This window comes from Mycolicibacterium aichiense, assembly GCF_010726245.1.
In the GTDB taxonomy this organism is placed as follows: domain Bacteria; phylum Actinomycetota; class Actinomycetes; order Mycobacteriales; family Mycobacteriaceae; genus Mycobacterium; species Mycobacterium aichiense.
This window is the reverse complement of record NZ_AP022561.1, coordinates 2,353,297-2,367,643: the sequence shown is the minus strand read 5'-3', so window position 1 is coordinate 2,367,643 and position 14,347 is coordinate 2,353,297. Positions and strand designations below refer to the sequence as shown.

15 protein-coding genes are annotated in these 14,347 nt (G+C 68.3%); 5 read left to right on the top strand and 10 right to left on the bottom strand.

All coding sequences use genetic code 11. The features are described from left to right. Nucleotides 1-3: 3 nt before the first annotated feature. The 7 genes from G6N32_RS11470 to G6N32_RS11440 form a co-directional block, all read right to left on the bottom strand. Nucleotides 4-693, bottom strand: a complete 690-nt coding sequence (locus tag G6N32_RS11470; protein WP_115319700.1) for a class I SAM-dependent methyltransferase — start codon at nucleotides 691-693, stop codon at nucleotides 4-6. Nucleotides 694-802: 109 nt separating this feature from the next. Then, on the bottom strand, nucleotides 803-1,231 hold the full coding sequence (locus G6N32_RS11465) for a prepilin peptidase (protein WP_115319699.1): 429 nt from the start codon (nucleotides 1,229-1,231) through the stop codon (nucleotides 803-805). 9 nt (nucleotides 1,232-1,240) lie between these two features. After that, complete coding sequence (locus G6N32_RS11460; protein ID WP_163789232.1) at nucleotides 1,241-2,092, bottom strand: shikimate dehydrogenase; 852 nt, start codon at nucleotides 2,090-2,092, stop codon at nucleotides 1,241-1,243. Further along, the gene (locus tag G6N32_RS11455; protein WP_115319697.1) at nucleotides 2,067-3,296 is read right to left on the bottom strand and encodes an endolytic transglycosylase MltG; all 1,230 of its coding nucleotides are present in this window, start codon (nucleotides 3,294-3,296) and stop codon (nucleotides 2,067-2,069) included. Before G6N32_RS11455 ends, G6N32_RS11460 begins: the two co-directional genes overlap by 26 nt. Continuing rightward, nucleotides 3,289-3,822 (bottom strand): Holliday junction resolvase RuvX, encoded by a 534-nt coding sequence (gene ruvX, locus G6N32_RS11450; protein WP_115319696.1) that lies wholly within the window; start codon nucleotides 3,820-3,822, stop codon nucleotides 3,289-3,291. Before ruvX ends, G6N32_RS11455 begins: the two co-directional genes overlap by 8 nt. Before the next feature lie 5 nt (nucleotides 3,823-3,827). Next, nucleotides 3,828-6,524 (bottom strand): alanine--tRNA ligase, encoded by a 2,697-nt coding sequence (gene alaS / locus G6N32_RS11445; protein ID WP_115319695.1) that lies wholly within the window; start codon nucleotides 6,522-6,524, stop codon nucleotides 3,828-3,830. A gap of 71 nt (nucleotides 6,525-6,595) precedes the next feature. Next, a complete protein-coding gene (locus G6N32_RS11440; RefSeq protein ID WP_115319694.1) occupies nucleotides 6,596-6,997 on the bottom strand; it encodes a secondary thiamine-phosphate synthase enzyme YjbQ in 402 nt (133 codons plus the stop codon). 116 nt (nucleotides 6,998-7,113) lie between these two features. Here G6N32_RS11440 and G6N32_RS11435 point away from each other — a divergent pair, with 116 nt between their 5' ends. Together G6N32_RS11435 and G6N32_RS11430 are read left to right on the top strand one after the other, a co-directional pair. Next, the gene (locus tag G6N32_RS11435) at nucleotides 7,114-7,734 is read left to right on the top strand and encodes an antibiotic biosynthesis monooxygenase (RefSeq protein WP_115321097.1); all 621 of its coding nucleotides are present in this window, start codon (nucleotides 7,114-7,116) and stop codon (nucleotides 7,732-7,734) included. A gap of 68 nt (nucleotides 7,735-7,802) precedes the next feature. Continuing rightward, nucleotides 7,803-8,456 (top strand): hypothetical protein, encoded by a 654-nt coding sequence (locus G6N32_RS11430; protein ID WP_115319693.1) that lies wholly within the window; start codon nucleotides 7,803-7,805, stop codon nucleotides 8,454-8,456. 7 nt (nucleotides 8,457-8,463) lie between these two features. Here the strand turns inward: G6N32_RS11430 and G6N32_RS11425 are convergent, their stop codons facing one another. Further along, nucleotides 8,464-9,792 (bottom strand): replication-associated recombination protein A, encoded by a 1,329-nt coding sequence (locus tag G6N32_RS11425; RefSeq protein ID WP_115319692.1) that lies wholly within the window; start codon nucleotides 9,790-9,792, stop codon nucleotides 8,464-8,466. A gap of 35 nt (nucleotides 9,793-9,827) precedes the next feature. Here G6N32_RS11425 and G6N32_RS11420 point away from each other — a divergent pair, with 35 nt between their 5' ends. Further along, nucleotides 9,828-10,712 (top strand): DMT family transporter, encoded by an 885-nt coding sequence (locus G6N32_RS11420; protein ID WP_115321096.1) that lies wholly within the window; start codon nucleotides 9,828-9,830, stop codon nucleotides 10,710-10,712. Here G6N32_RS11420 and G6N32_RS11415 read toward each other — a convergent pair. Continuing rightward, complete coding sequence (locus G6N32_RS11415) at nucleotides 10,689-11,270, bottom strand: TetR/AcrR family transcriptional regulator (RefSeq protein WP_232077607.1); 582 nt, start codon at nucleotides 11,268-11,270, stop codon at nucleotides 10,689-10,691. The two genes, G6N32_RS11420 and G6N32_RS11415, sit on opposite strands and share 24 nt — an antisense overlap. A 97-nt stretch (nucleotides 11,271-11,367) precedes the next feature. On the opposite strand from G6N32_RS11415, the gene G6N32_RS11410 reads away from it, so the two are divergent. Together G6N32_RS11410 and G6N32_RS11405 are read left to right on the top strand one after the other, a co-directional pair. After that, nucleotides 11,368-12,156 carry an SDR family NAD(P)-dependent oxidoreductase gene (locus tag G6N32_RS11410; RefSeq protein WP_115319691.1) on the top strand — a complete coding sequence of 263 codons (789 nt, stop codon included), beginning with the start codon at nucleotides 11,368-11,370 and terminating at the stop codon, nucleotides 12,154-12,156. Between the two features lie 79 nt (nucleotides 12,157-12,235). Then, nucleotides 12,236-13,597 (top strand): HNH endonuclease signature motif containing protein, encoded by a 1,362-nt coding sequence (locus tag G6N32_RS11405; RefSeq protein ID WP_232077606.1) that lies wholly within the window; start codon nucleotides 12,236-12,238, stop codon nucleotides 13,595-13,597. Here the strand turns inward: G6N32_RS11405 and G6N32_RS11400 are convergent. Continuing rightward, on the bottom strand, nucleotides 13,594-14,319 hold the full coding sequence (locus G6N32_RS11400) for an IclR family transcriptional regulator (RefSeq protein WP_115321093.1): 726 nt from the start codon (nucleotides 14,317-14,319) through the stop codon (nucleotides 13,594-13,596). The genes G6N32_RS11405 and G6N32_RS11400 overlap by 4 nt on opposite strands. Nucleotides 14,320-14,347: the final 28 nt, after the last annotated feature.

Below are 14,347 nucleotides of genomic sequence, written 5' to 3'. Positions count from 1 at the left end.
TGCTCAGGCGATACCGGACTCGGACTTCCTCGCGCGCAGCAGATATCCCGGGAACTGCAGCCGTCCGAGTTCATCTCGCTCGAAGGGCAGCACCAGATCTGGAAGTCCAGGCAGCGCTTCCACTGTCGCCAGAATGGGTGCGGGACGAATGAAGTCGACGTCAAAGTACCGTCCGACGGCAGCGTGAAGCTCGTAGGCGTCGACTTCGTTGGGCTTGGACTCCATCTCAGCCGGGTACGCGCCCTTGGCGAAGACCAGGATGTAGTAGTCGGCGCCCGCGGCAGCGGCGCGATGCACCGATCTCAGGTATGCCTCACGCTTGTCCACCGGTAGTGCATGGAACAACGTGCAGTCGACCACGCTGGAGAACCGTCCGTCATGACCTGAGAAGGCGGTGATATCGCCCTGTTCGAATGTTGCACGGGACAGGCCCCGTTGGGCCGCCGACCGCCGCGCCCATGCCACCGCCGTCTCGGAAAGCTCGACACCCAGCACCGTGCGGCCGGCCGCAGCCAACGCCAGGGACACCTCACCGTGTCCGCAGCCGGCGTCGAGGACATCGCTGGCGAACGCGCCGGACCGGATGAGGTCGGCGATCACGGGTTGTGGCTCACCGATGTTCCACGGCGGCGGCCCGTCGAAGAATCCCCCGTCCCGGTAGGCGCCGTCCCAGTCCATCGAATCGATCGTCATGCATTCCACGGTAATGCCGGATTTCCGCAGCTAGAGCAGGGTTTTTGTGTGGACCTTCTCACGTTGTCACGCGGGGCAGCACCTGCTCGGAGCCAATCGGGAGTCGGCATCAGAACACCACCAGCGCCGCGGCGGCCAGGCTCGCCAGACACATCGACGGACCGTGCGGCACACTCGCGGCTCGGTCTCGCACCGCCACCGCGATCGCCAACACCGCCGTCAGCACCGGCGCACCCAGCGCCGCCAACAGCCATACGTCGGATCCGAAAGCGCCCGTCAATCCCCCGACACCCAGCGCCAACTTCACATCACCGGCGCCCAGTCCACCCGGAACTGCAAGGTGCACAACAAGATAGAGCGCGGCCAACGCCAATGCGCCTGCCAGCGCGGGCAATCCGCGACCACACACCAGAGCACCAGCCACCACCACGGCCGCTCCGGGCAGTGTCAGGGAGTTGGGCAGCCGCCGGTGGCGCACGTCGAACACCGTCAACGCCGTCGCCCACAGCAGCACGATCCCGACCACCACAACGCGCATGGGCGGACGTTAGCCCAGTGCGGCCGCCATCTGCTCTCGCGGCGCAGGGCGGCCTGTGAATTGTTCGACCTGACTGAACGCCTGGTTCAGCAGCATCTGCACACCGCTGATGACCTCGCCGCCGCTGTCCTGCACGGCTGCGGCCAGCGGGGTGGGCCATGGATCGTAGATCGCGTCCAGCAACACCGGCACGCCGGCGAACACCCCGGCATAGGCGGCCGCCGCATCGGCGGGGATAGTGCTCACCAGAACATCAGCGGTGGCCACAACCGCCGGGAGGCCGGCCTCGGTCAGGTCGCAGAACTCCGCGGTGACCTCGACTGCCCGGCCCAGATCCAGCAGCCGGGCCGCCTTGTCACGATTGCGGGCGACGACGGTGACCTCGGTGACGCCGAGGTCGGCCAGCGCAACCACCGCCGCCGGCGCAGTGCCGCCCGAGCCCAGCACGATGGCCCGCCGCAGATGCCGGACATGGCCCAGCGCACCGGCGACCCCGTCGATGTCCGTGTTGTCGGCTCGCCAGCCGCGTCCGGTGTGCACCAGGGTGTTGGCCGAGCCGACCAGGTCCGCGCGTTCGGTTCGCTCGTCTGCGACCGCAAGCGCGGCGAACTTGCCCGGCATCGTCACCGACAGCCCGACCCATTCCGGACCGAATCCCCGCACCAGAGGCGGCAATTCGGCGGCCGTGCATTCGATGCGCTCGTAGGTCCAGTCGGTCAGGCCCAGCGCGCGGTAGGCGGCCAGGTGCAGCAGGGGCGACTTGGAATGCGCAACCGGCGAGCCGAGGACTGCGGCTTTCATCGGGCTCCAGCCCGATTTGTCCTCTTCACTTCGTTCATCGCGCGGAGTCGAGCACACCATTGCGTTTGGCCAGCTCGATGTTCGCCAGGTGCTGCTGGTAATCGCGGGTGAACAGGGTGGTGCCCTCGGTGTCCACCGTCACGAAGTACAGCCAGTCCCCGGGCTCCGGGCGCTCGGCCGCCGCCAGTGCGTCCTGGCCGGGCGAGCAGATCGGAGTGGCCGGCAGGCCTTCCATGGCGTAGGTGTTCCACGGAGTGAGCTGCGCGCGGTCGCCGTCGGTGGTAGCGACTTCCTGGCGATCCAGCGGATAGTTCACCGTCGAGTCGAACTCCAGCTTCTGCGGCACACCCAGCCGGTTGTAGATCACCCGGGCGACCTTGGCGAAATCATGGGGTTTGGCCTCTCGCTGCACCAGCGAGCCGACGATCAGGATCTGATACGGCGACAGGCGCATCGCCGCCGCGGTGTCCAGCAGCCCCACGGCGACGTAGTGGTCGGCGCTCTGCCCGACCAGCTTGGCCAGGATCTCCTGCGGGGATGCCGACGGGTCGACGTTCCAGGTGCCCGGGGCGATCAGCCCCTCCAGCCGGCGATGGTTCTTGCCCAGTGCGGTCACCGGCTGCGCGGCCCACTCCGGCACGTTCAGTTCCGCGGCAGGCACCTGCTCGGCCGCGCGGCGCAGGTCCTGGGCGGCAACGCACTTCTGCTGACCGTTCGCCGGAATGCAGGTGGACTTCGAGATCAGGGTGAAGATGCCGTCGGTGACCTTGCCCGAGCCGACCTCGGCGATGTCGTCGAGCTGCCGGCCCTCGGGGATCACCAGCTTGCCCACCCGATTCTTCGGGTCGGCCAGCCGATCCACCGCCGCCGACGCCGACATCTCGGTCCGCACCGTGTAGAAGCCGGGCTGAATCGCGGCGATCGAGGCGTTGTTCTTGGCCGCGTCGACGAATCCCTTGATGTTGGAGATGACGTTCTTGTCGCGCAGCGTCTGACCGATCTGGGTGGTCGAGTCACCGTCGTGCACCTGGATGACGACGTCGTCCTTGCCCTCGCCGGCGTAGCCGCTGTCACCGCTGAACAGCTTGGCGCCCAAGTAGACCGCCGCCACCACGACCACCACCAGCAGGGCGGCCGCTGCAGCGCCGATCATCCTGCGCCGGTTGCGGTTTCGCTTGGCACGCACGCGATCCAGGCGGCTCAGCTTGCGCCGGGGCCGACCGACCGCCACCGGACCGGACCGGTCGTCATAGCCGTCAGACATCGTCGCTCCCGGCGCTCGTCGTTTCCCGGGTCGCTTCGCCGTGCCCCTCCGGCGCGTTCCGGCGCTGGTCGAGCCAGCCCTGCAGGATCCCCACCGCGGCAGCCTGGTCGATGACACCGCGTTGAGCCTTGGCGCGCACGCCGGCTTCCCGCAGCGACCGCTGGGCCACCACCGTCGTCAATCGTTCGTCGGCGAGCCGGACCGGCACCGGCGCAATCCGCTCGGTCAGCGCGTCGGCCACCTCGACCGCGTCCTGCGCCGACGTCCCGGCCCGGTCTGCCAGCGTCCGCGGCAGACCGACCACCACCTCGACGACATCGTGTTCGGCGACCAGCGCGCTCAGCCGGCGCAGATGCTTGCCGGTCCGCTCGCGGCGCACCGTTTCGACCGGAGTGGCCAGGATGCCGTCGGGGTCGCTGACCGCCACCCCGATGCGCACCGTGCCCACGTCGATGCCGAGCCGTCGCCCTCGCCCGGGATCGTCTGCGCCGGGCCGGTCAGGCACGCGGTTCTGTGCGGAGAGCACTGAGGCTAGCTCCGCGCGATCTCTGCGCGAACCGCCCCCAGTGCCGCATCGATTCCGGCCGGGTACTTGCCGGATCCCTGCGCCAGATCAGCCTTGCCGCCGCCCCGTCCGCCGACAGCCGAAGAAATCTGCTTGATGAGTTCGTCCGCGCGCAGCCCGGCGTCCTGTGCGGCCGCATTGGTGGCCACCACGAAAGGAACCGCACCGTCGTCACCCTCGCTGATGAGCACCACGACCCCGGGCTCCGAGCCCATCTTGCCGCGGATGTCACCGACCAGGGAGCGCAGATCACCGGCGTTCATGCCGGCCGACATCCGCTGCGCCACGAGACGGACCTTACCCACCTGCTCGGCCCCCGCGGCGGCGTTCGCCGCGGCGGCGCGTGCGGTCGCCAGCCGAACCCGGTCGAGTTCCTTCTCGGCGGCCTTGAGCTTCTCGACGAGGGTGGCCACCCGGGCCGGCACCTCATCGGAGGGAACCTTGAGCGACGACGCCAGACCGGCCATCAGTGCGCGTTCCTTGGCGAGGTGGCGGAACGAGTCCAGTCCGACGTAGGCCTCGACGCGGCGAACCCCGGAGCCGACCGACGACTCGCCCAGAATGGTGACCGGACCGATCTGCGCCGAGTTGTGCACGTGCGTGCCGCCGCAGAGCTCCAGGGAGAACGGCCCGCCGATCTCGACCACCCGGACCTCGTCGGGGTAGGACTCGCCGAACATCGCCATGGCGCCCATCGCCTTGGCTTTCTCCAGCTTCTCGTTGAACGTATGCACCTCGAAGTCGGCCTGCACGGCCTCGTTGGTGACTTCCTCGACCTGAGCGCGTTGCTCGTCGCTCAACGCGCCCTGATAGTTGAAGTCGAACCTCAGGTAACCCGGGCGATTCAGCGAACCGGCCTGAACGGCATTGGGGCCCAACACCTGTCGCAATGCGGCGTGCACCATGTGCGTGCCGGAGTGGCCCTGGGTGGCACCGCGGCGCCACTCCGGGTCGACGGCCGCGGTCACGGTGTCGCCCTCGACGAACTCGCCGGACTCGACGTTGACCCGGTGCACCCACAGGGTTTTGGCGACCTTCTGCACATCGGTGACCGCGGCTTTCGCCGACCCGCTGCCACCGGTGCCGGAAATCGAACCGGCATCGGCGATCTGCCCGCCGGACTCGGCGTAGAGCGGGGTGCGGTCCAGCACGATCTCGACGCGCTCGGGAGCTTGCTCGCGACCGCCGTGGGCGACCACCGGCACTCGCTTGCCATCCACGAAAATGCCGAGAATCCTTGCCTCAGAAGTCAATTCGTCGAATCCGGTGAACTCCGTCGGCCCGGCGTCGACCAGCTCGCGAAACGCCGAGAGGTCGGCGTGGGCGTGCTTGCGGGCCGCGGCGTCGGCCTTGGCGCGGCGCCGCTGCTCGGCCATCAGCTCACGGAACCCGAGCTCGTCGACGCTCAGGTCCGCCTCGGCCGCCATTTCCAGGGTGAGCTCGATCGGGAAGCCGTAGGTGTCGTGCAGGGTGAACGCCTCCGAGCCGCCCAGCACGGTCTTGCCTGCCGACTTCGTCGCGGCGGCGGCCTCCTCGAACAGCCTCGACCCCGACGCCAACGTCCGGTTGAACGCGGTTTCCTCGGCCACCGCGATGCGCTGGATCCGGTCGAAATCGCTGACCAATTCCGGATAGGACGGGCCCATCGCGTCGCGCACGGTGACCATCAGGTCCGCCATGATCGGCTGCTCCACCCCGAGCAGCTTGGCCGAGCGGATGATGCGCCGCAGGAGGCGCCGCAGCACGTAGCCGCGGCCCTCGTTTCCTGGGGTGACCCCGTCACCGATGATGATCGCCGCCGTGCGGCTGTGGTCGGCGATCACCCGGTAGCGGACGTCGTCGGAGTGCGAGCCCTGGCCATACCCGCGCGGGGCCCAGCCGCTGACAATGTCGATCACCGGTCTCAGCAGGTCGGTTTCGTAGACATTGTCGACGTTCTGCAGCAGGCAGGCGATGCGCTCGACACCCATGCCGGTGTCGATGTTCTTGCGCGGCAGCGGCCCGAGGATCTCGAAGTCGTCCTTGGACGTACCTTCGCCGCGCTCGTTCTGCATGAACACGAGATTCCAGATCTCGATGTAGCGGTTCTCGTCGGCTTCCGGGCCACCTTCGACGCCGTACTCGGGACCGCGGTCGTAGTAGATCTCCGAGCAGGGACCGCACGGCCCGGGGATGCCCATCGACCAGTAGTTGTCGGCCATGCCACGGCGTTGAATACGTTCCGGCGGCAGCCCGGCGACCTCCTGCCACAGCTGCTCGGCTTCGTCGTCGTCGTAGAAGACCGTCGCCCACAGCCGCTCCGGGTCGAACCCGTAACCGCCCTGCTCGACGGGTTTGGTCAGCAAGGTCCACGCCAGCTCGATCGCGCGGCGCTTGAAGTAGTCGCCGAACGAGAAGTTGCCCGCCATCTGGAAGAAGGTGTTGTGGCGGGTGGTGATGCCCACCTCGTCGATGTCGGGAGTGCGGATGCACTTCTGAATGCTGGTGGCCGTCTCGTAGGGCGGGGTGCGCTGCCCGAGGAAGAACGGCACGAACTGCACCATGCCCGCGTTGACGAACAACAGGTTCGGGTCGTCGAGGATCACCGAGGCACTCGGTACCTCGGTGTGGCCCGCTTGCACGAAGTGATCCAGGAATCGCTTCCTGATCTCGTGTGTCTGCACTGAATTTCCTTGCGTTCGGGGTGCGGCTCGACGGACGCTTCGACCGCACCACATTACCGGGCGCCTTCTGCTCAGCCGCCGACGAAGCTCAGTCGGACCGATCGTCGCGGATTGTCCCGGTTCAGGTCGACCAGCACGATGCTCTGCCAGGTGCCCAGCAGCGGCGTGCCGTCGGCCACCGGAACGGTCACCGACGGCGCGACGATGGCCGGCAGCACATGATCGGCGCCGTGCCCCGGCGAACCGTGCGAGTGGCGGTAGCGCTCATCCCGCGGCAGCAGCCGATCCAGGGTGTCGAGCAGATCGTGATCGGAGCCGGCCCCGGTTTCGATGACGGCGACGCCGGCGGTGGCGTGCGGCACGAACACGTTGCACAGTCCGTCCCCGCGGCCGCGGCAGAACGACCGCACCTCGTCGGTCAGGTCGACGATCCGGCGCCGCGAGCTGTCGATGTCGAGCACGTCGGTGTCCACGGATTCCAGCCTAGGCGACCTGGCCGAAACCGTTGCCGGCTCATACCCGGCGGAGGAAGGTGAACAGTGCCGGTGGCGCCACCGGGGCGCTGCCCCGACTCGAAGGGGGTGGAGAAGTGCACGCACGCTCTACCACGTTTGCCGCGCGCCCGGAATCCATCGACGGCGGAATCGCGGTCTTCCGCGACGAGGTGATGCCGGCTCTGCAGGACATGGCCGGATGTATCGGCATGTCACTTCTGACCGACCGCGAATCGGGCCGGTGCATCGTCACCACCGCCTGGGCCGACGATGCGGCCATGCACTCCAGCGCCGACGAGGTCCGACTGTTTCGCGACCGGGCGGCCCGGGTGCTCGGGGCCTCTCCGACGGTGGACGAATGGGAGATCGCCGCCGTGCATCGCGACCACCGTTCCAGCGCGGGTGCCTGTGTGCGGGCCACCTGGCTGCAGGCCAGACCCGACCAGTTCGATCAGGCTGTCGCGTTCTACAAGACGACGGTGCTGCCGGAGATCGAGCAGCTCGACGGGTTCTGCAGTACGAGCATGATGTGCGACCGATCCACCGGCCGCGCCGTGGTGTCGACCACGTACGACAGCCAGGACGCGATGGAACGCAGCCGCGACGCGGCGCGGTCGCTGCGGACCGCATTGCTGCGCGATCTGGGCGCCGACCAACTCGACGTCGGCGAGTTCGAGTTGGCGATCGCCCGGCTGCGGGTCCCGGAACTGGCCTAGAGCCAGAGGACAACCCCGGGACTTAAGGCCCTGCCCCGGGCCTGCCGGACGGGGCAACGTTGCCGGCTATGAGCAAGCAGAGGCCGGTACTCGCCACGTGGATGGCGGCCGCCGGGATTGCCGCGGTCTACCGCTGGGTGCTCCGACCCACGATGTACGCCTGGGGCGCCACCGATGCGGAGGTCGCCGCCGAGCTTCCCGGCGACGACTTGGTGGAACCCGGCAGCGCCCGCACCACCCGGGCGATCACCATCGACGCGGCCGTCGAGGACGTCTGGCCGTGGCTGGTGCAGATCGGTGAGAACCGAGGCGGTTTCTACAGTTACGACGTTCTCGAGCGTTTGGTCGGGGCCCGGATTCACAACGCCGACGTCGTGCACCCGGAATGGCAGCAGCTCGAGGTCGGTGACACGGTGTGGCTGGCGCAACGCTACGGCCGGCGAGCCCGACAGCTGGTCGCGGCGATCGAGCCCAACTCGCATCTCGTGCTGATGTCGGCGGCCGACTACGACCGGGTGCAGCGGGGCGAGAAAGCGTTCGGGTCCTGGGCGTTCTGTTTGCGGCCGAACGACGGACGGACCCGGCTGCTGGTTCGCGGAAGCGGCGCCCCGGTCGGTCAATCGGCCTTCGACATCGTGCACTTCCTGATGGAACGCGGGATGCTGCGCGGCATCCGCCGGCGGGCGCAGCGGCCGGCTCGACCGGCGCCGCTGCCGCACTGACACCGCTTCAGCGCCTACGCCGGATGATCGCGCGCAGTTTGTCCAACCGACTGCCGATCTCACGCTCGGCACCGTGGTTCGTCGGCTTGTAGTAGTCGACTCCCACCACCTCATCCGGTGGATACTGTTGCGGCACAACACCATCGGGGTCGTCATGCGGATACCGGTACCCGACCGCGTTGCCGAGCTTGGCCGCGCCGGCGTAGTGCCCGTCGCGCAGATGAGCAGGCACCAAACCGGCTTTGCCGCTGCGGATGTCGTTCATCGCGGCACCGAGCGCGGTGGTCACCGCATTGGATTTCGGCGCGGTCGCCAGGTGCACGGTCGCGTGCGCGAGCGTCAGCTGCGCCTCGGGCATACCGATCAGCGCGACAGTCTGCGCGGCGGCGACCGCAGTCAGCAACGCTGTCGGGTCGGCCATCCCGATGTCCTCGCTGGCCAGGATCATCAGCCGGCGCGCCAGGAACCGGGGGTCCTCCCCCGCCACCAGCATCCGCGCCAGATAGTGCAGCGCGGCGTCGACGTCCGAGCCGCGGATCGACTTGATGAACGCGCTGATCACGTCGTAGTGCTGGTCACCGTCGCGGTCATAGCGCACAGCCGCCTTGTCCAGAGACTGCTCGATCACCTCGACGGTGACGTGCTCGCCGGATTCGGCGGCGACTTCCAGGGCGGTCAGCGCCCGTCGAGCGTCCCCCGCCGACAGCTGCACCACCAGGTCGACGGCGTCATCGTCGACGGTGACCGCGCCGTTCAACCCGCGTGGGTCGTCGATGGCGCGCAACACCACGGTGCGGATGCTGTCGGCGGTCAGCGGCTGCAACTGCAGGATCAGGGAGCGCGACAGCAGCGGAGCGACCACCGAGAACGACGGGTTCTCGGTGGTGGCGGCCACCAGCAGCACGATCCGGTTCTCCACCGCCGCCAGCAGGGCGTCCTGCTGGGTCTTGGAAAAGCGGTGCACCTCGTCGATGAACAGCACGGTCTGCTCACCGTAGGCCGCGGCGCGGCGTGCGTTGTCGATGACGGCGCGGACTTCCTTGACTCCGGCGCTCAGCGCGGACAGCGCCTCGAACCGCCGCCCGGTGGCCTGCGACACCAGCGACGCGAGCGTGGTCTTGCCGGTGCCGGGCGGTCCGTACAGGATCACCGACGCGGCGCCGGAGCCTTCGACCAGGCGGCGCAGCGGTGACCCCTGGCGCAGCAGGTTCTCCTGCCCGACGACCTCGTCCAGGCTGGCCGGACGCATCCGGACGGCCAGCGGGGCCGACGTCGGCGCCGCCGAGCTGATCCGGGCGTCGGCGTCGCCGGGCACGTCGAACAGGCTGTCGGACACGCCCCCAGACTTACCACGTTCGTAATGTGGTCGTCGTGACTGCGCGCGGCTGGGCCCTGTTCGCCGCGATGAGCGTCATCTGGGGCATCCCGTATCTGTTGATCAAGGTCGCCGTCGACGAGGTGTCGGTACCGGTGTTGGTGTTCACCCGGTCGGCGGTCGGTGCGGTGCTGCTGTTACCGCTGGCGGTGTCGCGGCAGACCCGCGCGCTGCTTCGCCGGCACTGGAAAGCGGTGGCGGCGTTCGCGTTCTTCGAGATGATCGCCGCGTGGCTGCTGTTGTCGGATGCCGAGCGGCACCTAACGAGCTCGCTCACCGGGCTGCTGATAGCGGCCGCACCCATCATCGCGGCGGTTCTGGACCGGCTGACCGGCGGTGAGCGGCTCGGGCCCGCCCGGTTGTTCGGGCTCGGCGTGGGGCTGGCGGGCGTGGCGGTGCTGGCCGGGCCGGGACTGTCCGCCGGCGGCGTCTGGCCGGTGATCGAGGTGCTGCTGACGGCGACGTGCTACGCGATCGCGCCACTGATCGCCGCGCGGTACCTGGCCGACGTACCGGGCCCGGCGTTGACGTCGGCCTGCCTGGGCCTGGCCGCGCTGGTGTATCTGGCCCCGGCGGCGCTGACCTGGCCGCGGCACGCGTTGACTCCGCACGCGTACGCGGCGATCGCGACGCTGGCCGGTATCTGCACGGCGCTGGCGTTCGTGGTGTTCTTCGCACTGATCAGGGAGGTGGGCGCCACCCGCGCGCTGCTGTTCACCTACGTCAATCCGGCGGTCGCGCTGATCGCCGGGGTGCTGCTGCTGCGCGAACCGCTGACCTGGTTCCACATCGCCGGGCTGGTGCTCATCCTGACCGGCTCCGTGTTCGCGAGCCGGACCATCCCCGCCGGGGTCGGCTCAGAAAACGTCGCCGACGAGTAGTCGGCAGGCCACGTCGACGTCTTCGAGGGCGTCCTCGGGGCGCAGCGCACCGCCGACCGTCCAGGTGAGGATCCCGAACGCGGCCTGCTGCACCAGCCGGGAGCGGCGCAGCTGTTCGGCCGTGGGGTTGTCGACACCGGCGATGTCGAGGATGAGCTCGCGCAGCGTGGGATCGTCGGGAGCGTCCTCCTGCGCGCGGACGATCTGCGTCGAGGTGATCATTGCGTGCGCAAGATGCTTGTGCCGCAACAGATTCCGACAGGCCGCCACCATCAGCGCGGCGATGTCTCCGGCCGGATCACCACTGGGCGGCGGCGGCCGGAACTTGGACACCTGGGCGAAGAGCACCGCGGCGAACACATGGTGTTTGGAGGGGTAATAGCGGTACAGGGTGCGCAGCGCCACACCGGCGTCGGCGGCGATCTCCTGAGCTCCGATGCGGTCGATCTCTTTGGTCGCGCCCAATCGGGCGGCCGCGGCGAGGATGGCGCCGCGCCGATTCTCCTGGTCATCGGTCGCCGGACGGGCCGGCGCCCTGGGCTCTCCGATCCGCGGCACGCCACTCAGTATCGGGCATCGGCTACGCGCCCGCGCACTGGTACCGATCAGCGAGACCCTCGTCACCAGTTTGGGCATGGCACGTCACGATCGGTAGGTGTCCTATGCGAAATATGGTCCATGGGCGGTGATCGCCGGCGGTTCTGAAGGCGTGGGCGCCGAATTCGCCCGCCTGTTGGCCGAGTCGGGCGTGAATCTCGTTCTGGTAGCGCGTAAACCGGAACCACTCGAGGTGACCGCTGCCAAATGTCGCGAGGTTGGTGTCGAAGTACGCACTGTGGCAACCGATCTCGTCTACCCGTCCGCGATCGCAGAGGTGACCGCGTCCACCGACGGGCTCGACGTGGGCTTGTTCATCTACAACGCGGGCGCGAACACCTGTAGTGCCGAGTTTCTCGACGCCGATCTCGCGGATTTTCACCGGGTCATCGATCTGAACATCACCACGATGATGGCGCTGACGCAGCACTACGGCCGGCAGATGAGGGAGCGTCGCCGCGGCGGCATCCTGCTGGTCGGCTCGATGTCGGGATATCTGGGCTCGGTGCGTCACACCGTGTACGGCGGGGTGAAGGCTTACGGCCGCATCTTCGCCGAGGGGTTGTGGCTGGAACTGCGTGACCACGGCGTCGACGTGCTGGAGCTGGTGCTCGGCGTCACCCGCACGCCGGCGATGGAGCGGGTCGGCCTGAACTTCGACGTGCCCGGCATGCGGGTGGCAGACCCGGCCGACGTCGCACGCGAAGGGTTGGAGCAGTTGCCGAACGGCCCGGTCTTCGTCGCGGGTGGGAATGCCGAAGATGTTGCGCGACGCAATGATCCGGACCGCACGAAGGTGGTCGCAGGAGCGCACCGGATGATGCAGAAGCTGATGGGGCTGACGTAGTTATCCCCAGATCCGCGTTGATGCCCAGTGTGACTTTCGGGACCGCTTTTTGTCGGTGACTCGCACTAATGTTCGAAGTGTGAGTGGGATCGATGTCATGCGGGAGGCGCGCGATCGATACCTGGAGTGCGTGTCCGCCGTCGATCTCGATGAGCTTTCCCCCGCTGACCGTTTCGTGGTGCTCGAGGAGTGGGAGTCCGCACTACGTCATCAGATCGCGCTCTCTCACGCACTGATTTCTCGGCTGGAACAGGTTGAAGGCTGCCCGCCGGTGCCGATCACCTTGGCCGATGTGCTGCGGATCAGTCCGCGAGAAGCCAAGCGCCGGATTCGGGATGCCCAACAATTGGCACCCCGCCGAGCGTTGACCGGCGAGCCGCTGCCGCCACTGCTGCCGGAAACCTCGAAGGCATGGCACGAGGGGCAGCTCGACGGCGAACACCTCCGGGTGATCCAGAAGTTTTTCCGCGACCTGCCCGATCACCTGGCTCCGGTCGAGGTCGAGAAGGCCGAGAAGTCACTGGCCGACAAGGCGGCGGTGTTGCGGCCCGATCAGCTCGAAAAAGTGGCCCATCGGTTGGCCCTGCATCTCAACCCTGACGGGACATTCTCCGACGAAGACCGGGCCCGCAAGCGCGGATTCGTCTGGTGCGGCGGCCAGCAGGTCGACGGCATGAGTGTGGGCCGATTGGTCGCCGACCCCGAACTGCGGTCGCTGGTCGACGCCTGGATGGCAAAGTTCGCCGCACCGGGAATGTGCAATCCGGCCGACGAGAGCCCGACCACCACCCCAACCGACGAAGTCGCCGAGCGGGATGCGCGCAGCTATGGCCAACGTCAGCACGATGCGCTCAAGACCCTGCTACGAGTGTCGTTGGGCGATCCGAAGTTCGGCCAGCACAACGGGTTACCGGTCACGGTGATCGTGTCGGCGACCCTGCAGGACATTCAGGCCAAGACCGGGCATGGGGTCACCGCGGCCGGCACGTTGCTGCCGATCTCGGAGGTCATCCGGCTCGGCGCCCACGCGTATCACTATCTGGCCCTGTTCGACCAAGTTGACGGCCGCGGGTTGTGGCTGGGCCGCACCAAACGCGTCGCCTCGGCCGATCAGCGAATCATGCTGCACAGCAAGGAACGTGGCTGCACGCGCCCCGGATGTGACGCACCGGGCTATCTCGCCGAGGTGCACCACGTCGACGAATGGGCCACTGGCGGCCTGACCAACATCGACAAGCTCACTTTCGCTTGCCGGCCCGACCACCGGCTACTCGACCAAGGCTGGAGAACTCGAAAGCTCGCCAATGGCGACACCGAGTGGATTCCCCCACCCGAACTGCCCATGCTGCATCGCGGCACCAACGACTATCACCACCCCGAGCAACTACTCGGCAACGACGGCGACCCGCCGCCCGAATACACCGGCGATCCGGCCGCCTAGTTGTTCGCGCCCGCCAGCGCGCGGGCGATCCGCGCCGCCGATGCGGCGACCAGTGGCTGACATCGCTGCGCGAGCACCCGGTCGGAGGTGACCAGTCCGATCGCGGCACGCGAACCGACCGTGGCGGCCACCGACACCATCGGGCCTGCGTAGTCACCGTGACGGACGACGACGCGGCGGCGGACCTTGTGCAGTTCGCCCCACCAGGTCGCGTCGGGCTCCCAGCCCTGGACATAACTCAGCTCGGCGACCACGTCCTCCGGCGACAACCCGGCCAGCGCGGCGACGCCCAGCGCCACCCGGTGGGCCGGGATCCGCACGCCGACCGACGTCGGCACCTGGCGCGCCGACGGCCCGCCCAGCTTGTCCAGGTGGACGACCTCACCCCGGTCGAGCAGACCAAGATGCACCACCGCACCAGTGCGCACCTGAAGCTCGTGCAGCACCGGCGCCGCCACCGACCGCAGCCGGACATCGGCACTGTCGCCGGTGCCCCACGCCGAGGTGCGCGCGCCGAGCCGGTACCCGCGACCCGAGTGCGTCAGCCATTGCAGCCGCACCAGCTGGTCGAGGATGCGGTGCGTGGTCGAGCGCGGCAGATGCGCCCGTGCGGCGATCTGGTCCAGCGTGAGGCCTGCCGACGTGTCGTCGAACGCGTCGATGATGGCCGTGAACCGGTCGAGCATCGAGGCCGGCGCGGTGTCGGTGAGAGCCGCGGTCATCAGCACTCCTGTCCGGTTGGGGAGAATT